At 63.3% G+C, this 15,306-nt stretch carries 10 protein-coding genes; 6 read left to right on the plus strand and 4 right to left on the minus strand.

The window, feature by feature from the left end:
- Window positions 1-47: 47 nt before the first annotated feature.
- Window positions 48-1,634 carry a gamma-glutamyltransferase gene (ggt, locus tag U1R88_RS04110; protein ID WP_322430086.1) on the minus strand — a complete coding sequence of 529 codons (1,587 nt, stop codon included), beginning with the start codon at window positions 1,632-1,634 and terminating at the stop codon, window positions 48-50.
- Complete coding sequence (locus tag U1R88_RS04115) at window positions 1,631-2,374, minus strand: FadR/GntR family transcriptional regulator (protein WP_322430087.1); 744 nt, start codon at window positions 2,372-2,374, stop codon at window positions 1,631-1,633. The genes ggt and U1R88_RS04115 overlap by 4 nt, the downstream gene beginning before the upstream one ends.
- 163 nt (window positions 2,375-2,537) lie before the next feature.
- On the opposite strand from U1R88_RS04115, the gene U1R88_RS04120 reads away from it, so the two are divergent.
- From U1R88_RS04120 to U1R88_RS04130, 3 genes are read left to right on the plus strand one after another with little or no spacing between them, the layout of a single operon-like run.
- Window positions 2,538-3,374 (plus strand): ABC transporter substrate-binding protein, encoded by an 837-nt coding sequence (locus U1R88_RS04120; protein ID WP_322430088.1) that lies wholly within the window; start codon window positions 2,538-2,540, stop codon window positions 3,372-3,374.
- A 9-nt stretch (window positions 3,375-3,383) separates the two neighbouring features.
- A complete protein-coding gene (locus tag U1R88_RS04125) occupies window positions 3,384-4,151 on the plus strand; it encodes an amino acid ABC transporter permease (protein ID WP_322430089.1) in 768 nt (255 codons plus the stop codon).
- Entirely contained in the window at window positions 4,148-4,924 is a 777-nt protein-coding gene (locus tag U1R88_RS04130) for an amino acid ABC transporter ATP-binding protein (protein ID WP_322430090.1), read from the plus strand. The genes U1R88_RS04125 and U1R88_RS04130 overlap by 4 nt, the downstream gene beginning before the upstream one ends.
- 45 nt (window positions 4,925-4,969) lie before the next feature.
- Here the strand turns inward: U1R88_RS04130 and U1R88_RS04135 are convergent, their stop codons facing one another.
- Entirely contained in the window at window positions 4,970-7,741 is a 2,772-nt protein-coding gene (locus U1R88_RS04135) for a valine--tRNA ligase (RefSeq protein ID WP_322430091.1), read from the minus strand.
- 515 nt (window positions 7,742-8,256) lie between these two features.
- Between U1R88_RS04135 and U1R88_RS04140 the strand changes: the two genes are divergently transcribed.
- On the plus strand, window positions 8,257-9,786 hold the full coding sequence (locus U1R88_RS04140; RefSeq protein WP_322430092.1) for an OpgD/OpgG family glucan biosynthesis protein: 1,530 nt from the start codon (window positions 8,257-8,259) through the stop codon (window positions 9,784-9,786).
- Entirely contained in the window at window positions 9,762-11,963 is a 2,202-nt protein-coding gene (gene mdoH / locus U1R88_RS04145; protein WP_322430093.1) for a glucans biosynthesis glucosyltransferase MdoH, read from the plus strand. The genes U1R88_RS04140 and mdoH overlap by 25 nt, the downstream gene beginning before the upstream one ends.
- Before the next feature lie 50 nt (window positions 11,964-12,013).
- On the opposite strand, the gene U1R88_RS04150 is transcribed toward mdoH, so the two are convergent.
- Window positions 12,014-13,876 carry a B12-binding domain-containing radical SAM protein gene (locus tag U1R88_RS04150; protein WP_322430094.1) on the minus strand — a complete coding sequence of 621 codons (1,863 nt, stop codon included), beginning with the start codon at window positions 13,874-13,876 and terminating at the stop codon, window positions 12,014-12,016.
- A gap of 520 nt (window positions 13,877-14,396) precedes the next feature.
- Here U1R88_RS04150 and U1R88_RS04155 point away from each other — a divergent pair.
- On the plus strand, window positions 14,397-15,305 hold the full coding sequence (locus U1R88_RS04155; protein WP_322430095.1) for a sulfite exporter TauE/SafE family protein: 909 nt from the start codon (window positions 14,397-14,399) through the stop codon (window positions 15,303-15,305).
- The last annotated feature ends 1 nt before the right edge of the window (window position 15,306 follow it).

A 15,306-nucleotide genomic window follows, 5' to 3' on the forward strand; every position in this document is an offset into this window, starting at 1 on the left:
AGGACGCGCGAGATCGATCGGTTCCGACAATGCCCGTGAATTCGGTCTCAATAGCCGATGGCAAGTCCATCCTTTCTCGGATCGGAACCGCCCGTCAGCGTTCCCTTGTCCCAATCGATGAGAACCATCTGCCCGCCACCCAGCGGCTCCTCGGCCGGGCCGACTTTGTGGCCGCGCGCCTCGAGGGCGCGAAGCGTGACCGCGGGAACGCCGCGCTCGGCGACGAGTTCGCCCTGCTGGTAGAAAACCCGCGGCAGATCGATGGCGGCCTGCGGATCCATGCCGTAATCGAGCAGATTGCTCAGCACATGGACATTGCCGAAGGGCTGATAGTCGCCCCCCATGACACCGAAGGGCGCAACCACCCGGCCGTTGCGGGTTGCCATGCCGGGCATGATGGTGTGGAGGGGACGCTTGCGCGGCGCAATGCAGTTCGGGTGGCGGCGTTCGACGCGAAATCCCTTGCCCCGGTTCTGCAGGACGATCCCCGATTTCGGGCCGACCAGGCCGCTGCCGAAGGAATGATAGGTCGAGTTGATGAAGCTGACCGCATTCCGATCGCGATCCACGACGGAAAGATAGACCGTATCCGACGGCTCCATCACCGCTGCAGGCAATTCACGGCTGGCACTATCGGGATCGATCCTGCGCCGCAGTCCATCGGCGTAGGACGACGCCAGCAAGGCCTCCACGGGAACGTCGGCATGATCGGGATCAGCGATCAACTCGTCCCTGATGCGATAGGCGAGACGCCCGGCCTCGACCTCCAGATGCAACCGCTCCGCTCCCAGCGGGTCGAGCCCGGCAAGATCGAAACCTGCCAGCAGGTTGAGCATCACCAGGGCCGTCAGCCCCTGATTGCTCGGCGGCATCTGCCAGACATCGACGCCGCGATAGCTGGTCCTGACGGGCTCCGCGTACTCGCCACCGGCGGTAGCGAAGTCATCCAGCGTATGCAGCCCTCCCACGCTGCGCAGATGAGCAACCAGATCCTCGGCAAGCTCGCCCTCGTAGAACGCCGTCCGCCCCTTGGCGGCGATGAGGCGCAGGCTCCGGCCAAGCTCCGGCTGGCGATGGACATCGCCTGCCCTCGGGACAGCGCCACCAGGCAGAAAGATGCGGGCAGCCGCGGCATCCTGCGCCAAAAGATCCTTCGCCTCGTGCCAATCGGCCTCGACCCGGTCGTGAATGACATACCCCGCCTCGGCATAGTGGATGGCGGGGGCCAGTACGCGATCGAGCGGAGTGCGGCCATGGTCGGTCGAAAGACTGCACCAGGCATCGATCGCACCTGGAATGGTGACGGCATGCGGACTGTCGGCCGGTATCTCCGTAAATCCCCGCCCCTCATACCAGTCGAGGGTTGCCGCCTCTGGCGCCCGCCCGGCCCCATTATAGGCGAGTACCGGGCCTTCTCCACCGGGCACATAGAGGCAGAAACAGTCGCCGCCGATACCCGTCGACTGCGGTTCGACCACCGCCAGGACCGCAGAGGCGCAGATTGCCGCGTCGATGGCATTGCCCCCCTCGCGCAGCAGGGCGAGGGCGGCCGCGCTGGCCAGGGGGTGGGACGTCGCGACCATCGCGTCCATGGCGCGGACGGGCGAACGGCCCGGAAGCTGAAAATCCCTCATGGTACATCTTCCTGAAATGCGTTGCGCAGAAGGTCGATCGTCGGGGCTTCCCCATCAGCAGCGTCTGTGCCGGCATCCTCGAGCAGCAAGGCGTGCTGGACCGAGCGCAGATGCCGCCGCATGGCGGCTTCTGCGGCTGGTGGATCATGCCGGGCAATGGCATCGACGATCTGTCGATGGTGGAGCGTGAGTTCCTCGAAACGCTCGGTCGTGGTGGGATCGTTGCGCAGGCTCCGCCAGGCCCCCTCCTCCCGCACGGCATTCAGGCTGTCGAACACGGCGAGGGCAAGGGCATTGTGCGTGGCCTCGGCGATGGCACGATGCAGGCGCACGTCCCAGATATCCCAGGTGGAGGCATCGCGAGCGGCGGCGCTCTTGTCGAGGAGATAGCGCAGATTGTCGATGTCCATGCGGCTCGCCCGCGTGGCGGCAACCCTGGCATAGGTCGGCTCCGTCCACAGGCAGAGATCCATGAGTTCGGCCGGACTGGTGCTGGCGGTGATCAGCGACATGCCCAGTTCCCGCTCGGGCGGGCGAGTGCCGACGAAGGTGCCCTTGCCGACATGCCGCCATAGGCGCCCCTCGGCCTCCAGCTGCTCCAGCCCGAGCCGGAGCGCCCGGCGGCTCAGCCCCAGCCGGAGCATGAGATCACGTTCCGGCGGCAGGCGACTGCCGGGAGGATAGGCACCGCCGTTCAACAGGCTGCGAAGATTCTGGCTGGCTTGCTGTTTGCTATTCATTTTGGAACCAATTTAAATATTGGTCTCATAGATTAGTATCGATTTTCTTGCATTGTCCATACGATTCTTCTTGCTGGCATGCCAATGTTATGTCCCAATAACGGTATCAATAATAAAATTGGTTCCAAACAAGGACCTGGAACAAGTCATCCGGAGCACCACCATGCGCGCATTCCGTGCCGTACTGCCTCGCCTTCGCCCTGACCTTGCTTTCCTATCGGCCGGCCTCGTGGCGGCGAATATCGCCACCATGGCCTGGGCACAGCCCATTCAGCCACCGGCTGCCATTGCCGAGGCCAAGAAGATGGTGATCTGCGCCGATATCGGATCGCCGCCGCTGTCCTTCTACAAGGATGACGGCTCGTTGACCGGAGCCGAGATCGAACTTGGTAATGCCATTGCCAAGCAATTGGGCGTCAGCGCGGAATGGAAGCAGGTGCAGTTCGACGGCATCATCCCGGCGCTGATCGCCAAGCAGTGCGACGTGATCATGTCCGAACTCTATGACAAGCCCAAGCGCCGGGAGGTCGTCGATTTCGTCGATTACCTCGCCTCCAGCCAGTCCCTCGTGGTGCTGAAGGGCAATTCCAGCCATATCACCGGGCTCGCCGACCTCTCCGGCAAGAAGGTTGCCGTCGAGAACGGCACCACGATCCAGTCCCTTGTCGATGAGGAAAACAAGAAGCTCGCCGGCGAAGGCAAAGCACAGGCACAGGTCGTGGTGTTTCCTAAGGACACCGATGCTTTCCAGGCCCTGCGCATCGGCCAGGTCGATGCCTATGGCACCACCATCAAGACGGCCGGCTATTATTTCAAGCAGGCTCCGGACCTGTTCGAAATGGGCGGGGAACCTTTCGCCCAGGCAATCATCGGTGCCGCTTTCCGCAAGGAGGACACCGAGCTGCAGAAAGCCTTCGCTGCGGCGCTCGACGCAGTCCGCAAGGACGGCACCTACAAGAAGATCCTGGAAAACTGGGGTATCGAACGCGACGCCTTGTGAGGTCTTGCCATGAACTTCAACTGGGCCTTCTTCTTTCACTATCTGCTCGAACCCTCCAGCATCTACTTGCACGGCCTGTGGCTGACGCTCAGCATCAGCATCGTCGCCCAGATCGTCGGCACCACCCTCGGCCTGTTCGTGGCCCTGGGGCGCCTGTCGTCCTGGCGGGTCCTGCAGGCGATCACCTCCTTCTATGTCTGGGTGATGCGCGGCACGCCGCTGCTGGTGCAGATCGTGTTCATCTACACCGCCCTTGCCGCCGCAGGCATATTGCGCTTTCACGACATCGATCTCGGCTTCATGGTCCTGCCGGGCAATGTCCAGGCGGGTATCATCGCCCTCAGCCTGAACGAAGCGGCCTATATGGGCGAGATCATTCGCGCCGGCATCACCTCGATTGATCGCGGGCAGACGGAGGCGGCCAAATCGCTCGGCATGACGCCTACCAAGCTCCTGCGGCGCATCATCCTGCCGCAGGCCGCGCGGGTCATCATTCCGCCGCTCGGCAACAATTTCAACGGCATGCTGAAGAGCACGACGCTGCTGAGCGTCATCGGCGTGCCCGAACTGCTGCTGGCGACCCAGATGGTGACGTCGGCAACCTTTCGCGTCTTCGAGCTCTATTCGGTGGTCGCGCTCTACTACCTCTCTCTCACCACCCTCTGGGGTTTTCTCCAGCGCTACATCGAAGCTCGCTTCAGCACGCCCTTTGCCGAGACGCGCAGCAAGGCGCCGCGCGGCCGGCTTCTGACCAGCCTGTTCGGAGTCAGCCCATGAGCACCATGGATACCCCGTGGACGGTCGAGGCCGAAGGCGTCGAGAAGTGGTTTGGCTCGATGCAGGTGCTCAAGGGCGTTTCGCTCAACGTCCGGCGCGGCGAGGTCGTCGTCATTGTCGGTGCCTCCGGGTCGGGCAAGACCACCTTCGTGCGCTGCATCAACCATCTTGAGAAGATCCAGAACGGCCGCATCCGCGTGAATGGCCATCTCATCGGCTATCGCGAGAAGAAGGGTCGCCTCGTCGAGGACAGCGAGCGCAATATCGCCCGGCAGCGCCGGGACATCGGCATGGTCTTCCAGCGCTTCAACCTGTTCCCGCATCTGAGCGCGCTCGGCAACATCATCGAAGCCCCGACGCAAGTGCTGGGTATCGACCCGGCAACGGCCCGTCGCGAAGCGATGGAATTGCTGGCGCGCGTGGGCCTCAAGGACAAGGCGGATGCCTATCCCGCCCAGCTCTCGGGAGGCCAGCAGCAGCGCGTGGCCATCGCGCGAGCACTCGCGATGAAGCCGACATTGATGTTGTTCGACGAACCGACCAGCGCGCTCGATCCCGAAATGGTCGGCGGGGTGCTGGAAGTCATGAAGGAGCTCGCCCGCGACGGCATGACCATGGTCGTCGTCACTCATGAAATGGGCTTTGCCCGTGAGGTCGCCGATCGCGTGGTGATGATGGATGACGGCCTCGTGGTCGAGGAGGCACCGCCCGAGACCTTCTTCACGGCACCCCGCTCCGACCGCTCGAAGGCCTTCCTGGCCCGCGTGTCGTGATCGCCATTGTTGGTGTGCCGGTCTTCAGACCGGCACACCATTCCCTTACAGGCTTGCCAGGGCGTCCTGCAGCTTGGCGCGGCGGGCTGTCGCCTCTTCGAGGCGCTCGCGATTTTCCTCGATCACCTCTTCCTTGGCCCGGGCAATGAAGTCGGGATTGCCGAGCTTGGCGTTGATCTTGGCGATCTCGCCGTCGATCTTGTCGGTTTCCTTCTTCAAGCGGGCCTTTTCGGCCTCGATGTCGACCACGCCTTCCAAAGCCAGGGCCGCCACCGCGCCGCGGGCGATGATCTGCACCGAGCCCTTCGGGGCTGCCGGGGCAAAGCTGATCTCGCTGATGCGGGCCAGGCGCTTGAGCGTCTCGCCATGGGCCGCGACGCGCGCCTCGATGGCCGGGGACGCGTTCACCATGACCAGCGGCACCTGCGCACCGCCGGGCACGCCGACCTCGGTACGGATCGAACGGATCTCGGTAACGAGATCGACCAGCCAGCCGATCTCCTCGTCCGCCGCCGCATCGAGCAGGCCACCAAGGTCCGGCCAGGCGGTCAGCGCCGCCATCTGGCTGCGCGAAACCGGCCCTGCCGTCACCGACCAGAGCTCCTCGGTCATGAAGGGCATGAAGGGGTGCAGCAAGAGCGTCGACTGGTCGAGGATGAAGGCGACCATGGCGCGTGTCTCGGCCCGTGCCGCCTCGTCCTCGCCCTCGATGATCGGCTTGGCAAGCTCGACATACCAGTCGCACACCACGTTCCAGATGAAGCGATAGACCGCACTGGCGGCATCGTTGAAGCGATAGGCCTCGATGGCGCGCTGGATTTCGCCCGCAGCCTTCTCCGCTTCGCCGGCGATCCAGCGGTTGAGCGCGATCTTGGCCGATTTCGGGTCGAAGCTGGGATCGCGCACGCAGCCCTTCATCTCGGCAAAGCGCGTGGCGTTCCACAGCTTGGTACCGAAATTGCGATAGCCCTTGACGCGGTCGATCGACAGCTTGATGTCGCGGCCGGGCGCGGCCATCGCGGCCAGGAAGAAACGCAGGGCGTCGGCGCCATAGCGCTCGATGCCGTTCGGATAGGCTTTCCGCGTCTCCGAGGTGACATGCCCGACATCGGCCTTGTTGGCCAGGGCCGAGGTACGCTTGGCGACGAGGGCATCGAGCTCGATACCGTCGATGATATCCAGGGGGTCCATGACGTTCCCCTTGGATTTGGACATCTTGGCGCCCTTTTCGTCACGGACGAGGGCATGGAGATAGACGTCCTTGAACGGCACGTCGTTCTGGGTAAACAGGCCCGTCATCATCATGCGGGCAACCCAGAAGAAGATGATGTCGAAGCCCGTCACCACCACGGAAGTCGGGTAATATCTGGCAAGCTCTGCCGTCTTGTCCGGCCAGCCGAAGGTCGAATAAGGCCACAGCGCCGAGGAGAACCAGGTGTCGAGCACGTCCTCATCACGGGTGATCGGCGTGCCGGCACCCCATTTCTCATCGGCCTTGGCGCGCGCTTCCGCTTCGTTGCGGGCGATGACGTAGCCGCCATCTGGCCCGTACCAGGCCGGGATCTGGTGGCCCCACCACAGCTGGCGCGACACGCACCAGGGCTGGATGTTCTCGAGCCAATCGAAGAAGGTCTTCTCCCAGTTCTGCGGCACGAAACGCGTCTGGCCGCGACGCACCGCCGCCAGGGCCTCCTCGGCGAGCGGGCGGACATTCAGATACCACTGGTCGGTAAGCCAGGGCTCGATCGGCACGCCCGAGCGGTCGCCGTGCGGCACCTGATGCTTGTGCTTCTCGATCTCGACCAGGCGGCCGGCAGCCTCCATGTCGGCAACGATGCGCTTGCGCGCCTCGAAACGATCCAGGCCACGATAGGCTTCAGGCGCGGCGTCGTTGATACGCGCCTCGGCCGTGAGGATGTTGATCACATCGAGGTTGTGCCGCCTGCCGACCTCGAAATCGTTGAAGTCGTGCGCCGGCGTGATCTTCACCGCGCCGGTACCCTTCTCGGGATCGGAATATTCGTCGGCGACGATCGGAATCAGGCGCCCGACCAGCGGCAGCCGCACTTGTCTGCCGACCAGATGGGTGTAGCGCTCGTCAGACGGATGCACTGCCACGGCAGTGTCGCCGAGCATGGTTTCCGGGCGCGTGGTGGCGACGGTGATGGTTTCGCCGGTTTCATTGCCTGCCTCGTCCACCACCGGATAAGCGAAGTGCCACAGGCTCCCGTTCACCTCGACCTGCTCGACTTCGATGTCGGAGATCGCGGTCAGCAGCTTGGGATCCCAGCTGACCAGGCGCTTGTCCTTATAGATCAGGCCGGCTTCGTTCATACGCACGAAGATCTCGATCACGGCCTTGGACAGGCCTTCGTCCATGGTGAAGCGTTCGCGCGACCAGTCGCAGGAAGCGCCCAGGCGCTTCAACTGATTGACGATGGTGCCGCCCGATTCCGCCTTCCAGGCCCAGACATGCTCGAGGAATTTCTCACGCCCGATCTCGCGGCGATGGATCTGGCGTTCCTGGAGCTGGCGCTCCACCACCATCTGGGTGGCGATCCCGGCATGATCGGTGCCGGGCTGCCAGAGCACGTCCTTGCCGCGCATGCGCTCGAAGCGGCAGAGAATGTCCTGCAGCGTGTTGTTGAGGGCATGGCCCATATGGAGCGAACCGGTGACGTTCGGCGGCGGAATCACGATCGAATAGGGAGCAGCGCCGGCCCGATCCGGGCGACCCGCGCGAAAAGCCTGCGCCTCTTCCCAGGCCGCGGACACGCGCGGCTCGACGCTGGCGGGATCAAAGGTGGTTTCGATCATGATCTTCTTTCAAGGCAGGTCAGCTGGCATGGGCGGCAAGCACAGGCACCGGCGGCTCCGTGATTCGGCCTGCCGACATGCCCGTGAGCGAGTAGTCCACGCAATTCACGGCCGGTAGTGGCAGAAACGCCCCCTCAAAGTCAACGAAACAAGCGCCAAGACCGCTGCGCCCGGGAGCTTTCCGGCATTTTCCAACGCGATACGCCCTGCGATCTTCCGACCTCTTCCTCCCCTGGTGCCGGCCTTCACCCCCAGGCACGGAGTCGTCTTGTGACAAGAAAATAGAAAGCCTCTCCCTCTACATCATGAAGTCGTCACGATTCTTCGGTTGAAGGCCGGCGGTTCGGGTGTGGGATGGTCGGGGACGATGTCGCGAATACACCCGCCAGTTGTTGCCGGCGACCGTATCACCTATGGTGCCCCGATGATGACCCGACGCCTCCTCCCGAGGGACGTGGTGCCGTCCCTTGCCCAGCCACACCTATTGCGCATGCCGAAAGCGCGTTAAGAAGACCATGAACAGACGCGACTTCTTGAAATTTGCCTCGATTGCCACCGGTGTGTTGGCCGCGCCCCAGGGGGCCAGGGCAGCGATCGACGCCCCGGGCCTGAAGGAAGGCGAGGTTTTCTCCCGCGACAAGCTCCTGGACTATGCCAGGAACCTGGCCAAGGCCCCCTATCAGGCACCGGATGCCACGCTGCCGTCCTCGCTGCAGAACCTGGACTACGAGCAATATGTCTCGATCCGATTCCGGCCGGACCGGGGCATCTGGAGCCAGGATCACCGCGGCTTCGTGATCGAACCGCTGCATCGCGGCTTCATCTACGCGACCCCTGTCGATCTGTTCACTGTCGAGGACGGCCGCGTCCTCATTGTGCCCTATGAGCCGGCGATGTTCGACTTCGGCAAGATCGCTGCACCGCCGCCTGATTCCAAGCTGGGCTTTTCCGGCTTTCGCCTGAAGGCGCCGATCGACATGCCCAATCGGCTCGATGATTTCGCCATCTTCCAGGGCGCCAGCTATTTCCGCGCCATCGCCAAGAACCAGGTCTATGGCGCAGCGGCGCGCGGGCTGGCGATCAATACCGGCGAATCCAGCGGCGAGGAGTTCCCCGCCTTCCGCGCCTTCTGGATCGAGCGTCCGCCTCAGAATGCCGAGAATCTGGTGGTGCACGCTTTGCTCGATTCGGAAGCGGCGACGGGCGCGTTCCACCTGACGCTGCATCCGGGCGAGATCACGACCATCGACGTCGAAACCACGATTTTCCCGCGCGCCAAGATCGAGCATGTCGGCATCGCGCCGCTGAATTCCATGTATCTGTTTGGCTCCAACGACCGTAAGGGCGTCGACGACGTACGCGTGGCCGTCCATGGCTCCTCCGGGCTGCAGATGCTGTCCGGCGGCGGCGAATGGATCTGGCGCCCGCTGCAGAATCCGGAGACGCTGCAGATCTCGGCCTTTGTCGACAAGACGCCGCGCGGCTTCGGTCTGCTGCAGCGCAATCGCGACCCGGCCGACTACGAAGACAGCCGCCACCGCTACGAGATGCAGCCCAGCGTATGGATCACGCCCAAGGGCGACTGGGGTGAAGGCTCGATCCAGCTCGTGGAGATCCCGACGGATCAGGAAATCCACGACAACATCATCACCTATTGGCGCCCCAAGGATGCCCTCGAGGCGGGCAAGGACTATTCATTCGCCTATCGCACCAATTGGTGCTGGACGCCGGCTGAGCGCCCGCCAATGGTATTGGTGCGCGAAACGCGCATCGGAGCCCTGGGCTCCAAGCGGCGCCTGTTCGTGATCGACTTCCAGGGCGACTTGTTCGCCAGTGCCGACAATCTCAACGGCGTCACGCCGGAGATCACCGTGAATCCCGGCAAGCTGAGCGACGTCAGTTTGACTCTGGAAACGGAGCGGCGCATCGGTCGCCTGAGTTTCGGCCTTGACCCGAGCAGCGAAACCTATTCGGAAATGCGTGCCGTGCTGGTCAAGGACGGCAAGCCTGTAAGTGAGACATGGCTGTATCGATGGACACCGTAGAGGAACACACCGGCGGCACAAACCCTACCTCGTCGCAGGAATGGGTCTATCAGCGCCCCGCCATGCCGGATGAGAATCGGCTGGAAATGCCGGTGCAGTCGCTGACCAAGTGGTCGCGCTCGGAACGCCGCTCCTGGATCCATCCGGCCCTGCATCACGGCTCCTGGCTCATCCGGCTGTTCGTTTTCGGCGGCATGCTTGTGCTCACCGCTTTCGGCGCCTGGGAAATGTACAAGGTCGTCGAAGTCGGCGGGGTCACCTTTCTCGAATGGGCCCTGGTCTGCCTGTTCGTGCTGAACTTCTCCTGGATCGCCCTCGCCTTCACGGCAGGCGTCGCGGGCTTCGTCTATCTGCTCTTCCACCGGCGCAGCACCCAGCCGCTGCCGCAGCAATTGAGCACCCGCACCGCCGTGCTCATGCCGATCTACAACGAGGCGCCGAGCCGGGTTTTCGGCGCGATGCAGGCCATCATCGAATCGGTGGAGCAGACAGGGCTCGGCCGCGCCTTCGACTATTTCTTCGTCTCCGACACCACCGACCCGAATGTGTGGATCGCCGAGGAACGTGCCTTCCTGGCGATGCGCAAACGCCTGGGACCTGACATCCAACTCTGGTACCACCATCGCCAGCGCAACACGAACCGCAAGGCGGGCAACATCGCCAACTGGGTCACGCGCTGGGGCGGCTCCTACGACCATATGCTGGTGCTCGACGCCGACAGCCTGATGACGGGCTCCTCCGTCGTGCAACTTGCTGCCGCCATGGAGCGCGACCCCGATGCCGGCATCATCCAGACATTGCCGCTGATCATCAACCGCAACACCCTGTTCGCGCGCATCCAGCAATTCGCCGCGCGCGTCTATGGTCCGGTGATCGCCGAAGGCCTGTCGCTGTGGATGGGCCATGACGGCAATTACTGGGGCCATAACGCTATCATCCGCACCAAGGCCTTCGCGGCGCATTGCGGCATGCCGGATCTGTCCGGCCGGCCGCCCTTCGGCGGCCACATCCTCAGCCACGATTTCGTCGAGGCGGCGCTGATCCGCCGTGCCGGCTACGCCGTCTACATGCTCAACGACGTCACGGGCTCCTATGAGGAGAGCCCGCCCTCGCTGATCGACCTGTCGGCACGTGACCGGCGCTGGTGCCAGGGCAATCTGCAGCATGCCCGCGTGATCGGTTCCAAGGGTTTCCATCCCTGCACGCGCCAGCATTTCGCCAACGGTATCTTCTCCTATCTGGCAAGCCCGCTCTGGCTGCTCCAGCTCCTGGTCGGTCTGACCATCGCGCTGCAGGCCCATTTCATCCGGCGCGAATATTTCACCGACGAATTCTCGCTCTTCCCGACTTGGCCGGTGTTCAACGCCGAACTCGCCTTGGCACTGTTTGGCGGCACCATGGGCATCCTGCTGGCGCCGAAGCTCTTCGGGCTGATCATCATGCTGCTCGACGGCCCCAATCGCCGGGCAAGCGGCGGCGGCATCCGGCTGACCCTGTCGGTGCTGCTCGAGATCATCCTCTCGGCCCTGCTCGCTCCGGTGATGATGCTGATCCAGTCGGGCGCCGTGTTCGAAATCCTGGTCGGGCGCGACTCGGGCTGGAAGCCGCAACGGCGCGACGACGGTTCGATCCCCTTCCGCGACATCGTCAAGCGCCATCGCTCGCACACCGTTCTCGGTCTCTTCGCGGGCGTGGCCGCCTATGTGATCTCGCCCTATCTGTTCACCTGGATGTCGCCGACCATCCTCGGCCTCCTCCTTGCCATTCCGCTCTCCTGGGCATCCGGCCAGCTCGCGCTCGGCCTGTGGCTGCGCCGCCACGGCATTCTGGCTACGCCCGAGGAGACCCATCCGCCGGAAGTGGCGACCCGGGCCAACGCCCTCAGCACCGAGCTCGCCGCCGTCGGCGAGGATGACAGCGATGCCATCGAGGTCGTCTACAAGGATGCCGGCTTCCGAGCCCTGCACGAGACCATGCTGCCGACCTCGGCTTCCCGCGAGCGCGGGCGTTTCGAGCAGGATCGCGTCATGGCGCAGGCCAAGATCGCGGAAGCCGCCTCGATCGAGGAAGCTGCCAAATGGCTGAATTCGAAGGAACGCTTCGTGGCGCTGCATGATCGCAGCCTGATCGCCAGCCTGTCGCGCCTGCACGAGCCGGCCAAGGCCGAACCAGCCTAAGCCGTTCACTCAAGGCCCATCATCGGCGTGCCTTCGCAACGGAGGCAGCGCTATGGGCCGACGGCTTCACCACTCAGGCCGGGTTCGGGCTGCAGGCCGTCCTGGAGGCGCGACTTCAGCCGATTTTCCTGGCGCCTCTTGGCATAGGGCGTGCTGCGATCGGCGGTTTCCTGGACCAGCGGGTCCAAGCGTTCATCGACGGCGGCGATGGCCTCGTCGGCATAGGGGAACTCATCCTGGCGCCCCCATGCCCGCCAGGCCTTGGCCACGCTCAGGCGCAGCCGGCCATAGGTGTAGGCATAGGCGCCCATCGTGCGCGCAAAGCGCCAAGCATAACGGGCGTAGAAGCGCAGCGGGTTTTCGGCTGGCAGCCCGTAGCGCCGCTCCCTGCGATCGATGATGCGCCCGAGGCCGAACTCCGCGAAGGCGACGCCTTCGCGCCGTGGCCCTTCGCGATAGGCGATCAGATTGTAGAGCGTGGTCAGCCGCATGCCGTTCCTGAGCTGCACCCGGCGCTTGAACACCCGCTCCATATGTCCGAAATCATAATAGCGCCGGCTGGCCTCGTGGAAGACGGCATCGAGCTCGGCGTCACTCATCTTGGGATGATGGGTGACGCGATGATTCAAGTCATATTTGTTGAAGTCCGGGTCCATCCATACCCCGGCTTCCTTCATGCGCTTGTGATCCTCGCTGCCGGGCAAAGGCGTCAGAATGTTGAAGTAGAGCACGTCGATGGCGAGTTCCCGCTTGATCAGATCGACGTCACGCAGGATCGATTCCCGTGTATCGGCAGGAAAGCCGATGATGTAGCCGCAGCTGATCACCACAGGATGGCGCTTCCACGCCAGCACCATCTCGCGATATTCCTCGATGCGGTTCTGGCGCTTCTTGGCCGCCTCCAGATTATCGGGATTGATGTTTTCGAGCCCGATGAAGATCAGCCGCACGCCGGCCCGCACCACCTTGTCGATGAAGCCGGGAATGCGATGGGCCATGGTGTCGACCTGGATCAGCAGGCGGGCTTCCAGCCCCTCGTGCTCACGCAACTCGATCAGCCGGTCGCAATAGGCCTCCCAATTGCGATTGCGAGCGAAATTGTCGTCGGTCACGAAGAACTTGCTCACGCCTTCCGCAGCGTTCAGCCGGAGGATGGCCTCCAGCTCGTCCGCCGTGCGGAAGCGGCTCTTGCGTCCCTGGACGTTGATGATGGTGCAGAAGGAGCATTCGAATGGACAACCACGGCCGAGATCGAAGCTCGACCAATGGGTGAAGGAGCGCCGCACGATCGGTCCGGGCAGCAGCGGCACCGGTACGTTCTGAAGGCCGGGCTGGTCCTTCAAATGATTATAGAGTGGCTTCAGGGTGCCGGCCAAGGCATCGCACAGCACGACGTCGAGGCGGTCGGGCTCGGCCTCGCCGGCGAACTGGCTGACACCGAGCTCCCGAGCCAGAGCGAGTTCCTCGGCATCCTCACCGAGCATGGCGACACAGCCGGACACATGAAAGCCGCCAATGCAGACCGGCACGCCGGCGGCTCGCAGCGGACGCGCAATATCCATCGCCCGCGGATATTGGTTGGTCTGCACACCGACCAGCATGACGATGGCCTGCGCACCCTCGCCCTGATGGCTTGCCAGAATGGCAGGAATGTCCACCCGGGTATTGGTCTCGTCGATGGCGTGCACCCGCGCTTCGACGTCGGGACCGAAGACTTGCCGGGAGATGGCGTCTTCCACCAGGGCCCACACGCAGGCAAGCGAGTTCGACGGAATGGCCGACCTTATCCAGCGGATAGGATAGCCGTCATCGTCATATCGCGTAGTCTTGATCAGCCAGATATCGACATGGCGCGTCTGCCGCCCCGGCTGGGCGCCTAGTCTACGCGGCCCTGCAACTGCCTGCCCTTGCATGCCTTGGCCCCAAGGATATTTGTACTTTTGTAGAGACTTCCATTCCGGGAGCAAGATGATTTTTGCTTAGTGCTGCGCCAAGCCCCGCATTGCTGGGTGTTTTACGCACATGCTGCTTCGCAGGGACCACCAACACCCGGCACCGAGGCGGGTGAACAAGTAGTAAGACGGCAAACCTCAGCATACCCGCCACAATGATCTCTTATTAACACACGCACTCCTCTCCTGATCGGGAGTCTTGGCACGTTGTCACCAACGCCGATCGAAGCTGCACAGCCAAATCAGCCTGCAGAGGTAAAAAATATATAATTTCCATAAACTTTATAGAAAAACATTGACATTCTTAAGCTGAACACAAACGATCAGCCTCGATCCATTGCCGTTGGAGACCGCCATGGCTACGCCCTCTGCGAACCGTCGCCACGAGTTTGGCGTCACGGGCCGACCACGTGAACGCTGTCGATAGAGGGACGGACGCTCCGACCTTCATCCTTGACCATTCCAGACGTTTGAGCCCACCATGTCATCTTCCGATGTTTCACCCATTGCACTCAGCAAACGATATCGTTTGACACGCATTGCTTTTATTGCCGTTCCAGCCCTGGTTGCCGTGGCTATCGCAGCAGGGCTTTGGTACGCCCCCATCGACTGGAACGCCGCGCCCGCCGAAATCGGTTCGGGCCTGGTCTCGCGTGGCTTCTGGACGGCCGTTGCCGTCGGGCTGCTGGCCCAGATCGTCGACGGTGCTCTCGGCATGGCCTATGGCGTGACCTCCACGACCTTCCTGCTCTCCACGGGCGTGCCGCCGGCCGCGGCTTCGGCCTCGGTTCACATCGCCGAGATCTTCACCACCGGCTTTTCCGGCCTCTCGCATTGGAAGCTGGGCAATGTGAACGGCAAGCTGTTCGCGCGCCTGCTCGTTCCCGGCGTCATCGGCGCGGTGATAGGAGCCTATCTCGTCACCGCCATCGACGGCGATCTGCTGAAGCCGTGGATATCAGCTTATCTGCTGCTGTTGGGTCTCTATATCGTCAGCAAGGCCTTCCGGGCCATCCACGTCCGCACCGAACCGCCGACTTTCGTCGCGCCGCTCGCCGTTACCGGTGGTTTCGTCGATGCGGTCGGCGGTGGTGGCTGGGGACCGGTGGTCACCACCTCGCTGCTGGGCACTGGCCACGACCCGCGCACCACCATCGGTTCCGTCAACGCCGCCGAGTTCTTCCTCGCCATCGCCAGCGGCTTCTCCTTTGCCCTGCTCGGCGGCTTCACGCATTGGACGACGATCGCCGGCCTGGTCTTCGGCGGATTGTTTGCCGCGCCCTTCGCGGCGCTTCTGGTCAAGAAGCTGCCGACCCGCGCCCTCCTGATCATCGTCGGCGTGCTGATCACCGCGCTCAGCGCCTGGAATCTCTGGAAGGCCCTGGCATAAG

Origin of the sequence: Labrys sedimenti, from assembly GCF_034424805.1 — a bacterium.
Classification (GTDB): Bacteria; Pseudomonadota; Alphaproteobacteria; order Rhizobiales; family Labraceae; genus Labrys; species Labrys sedimenti.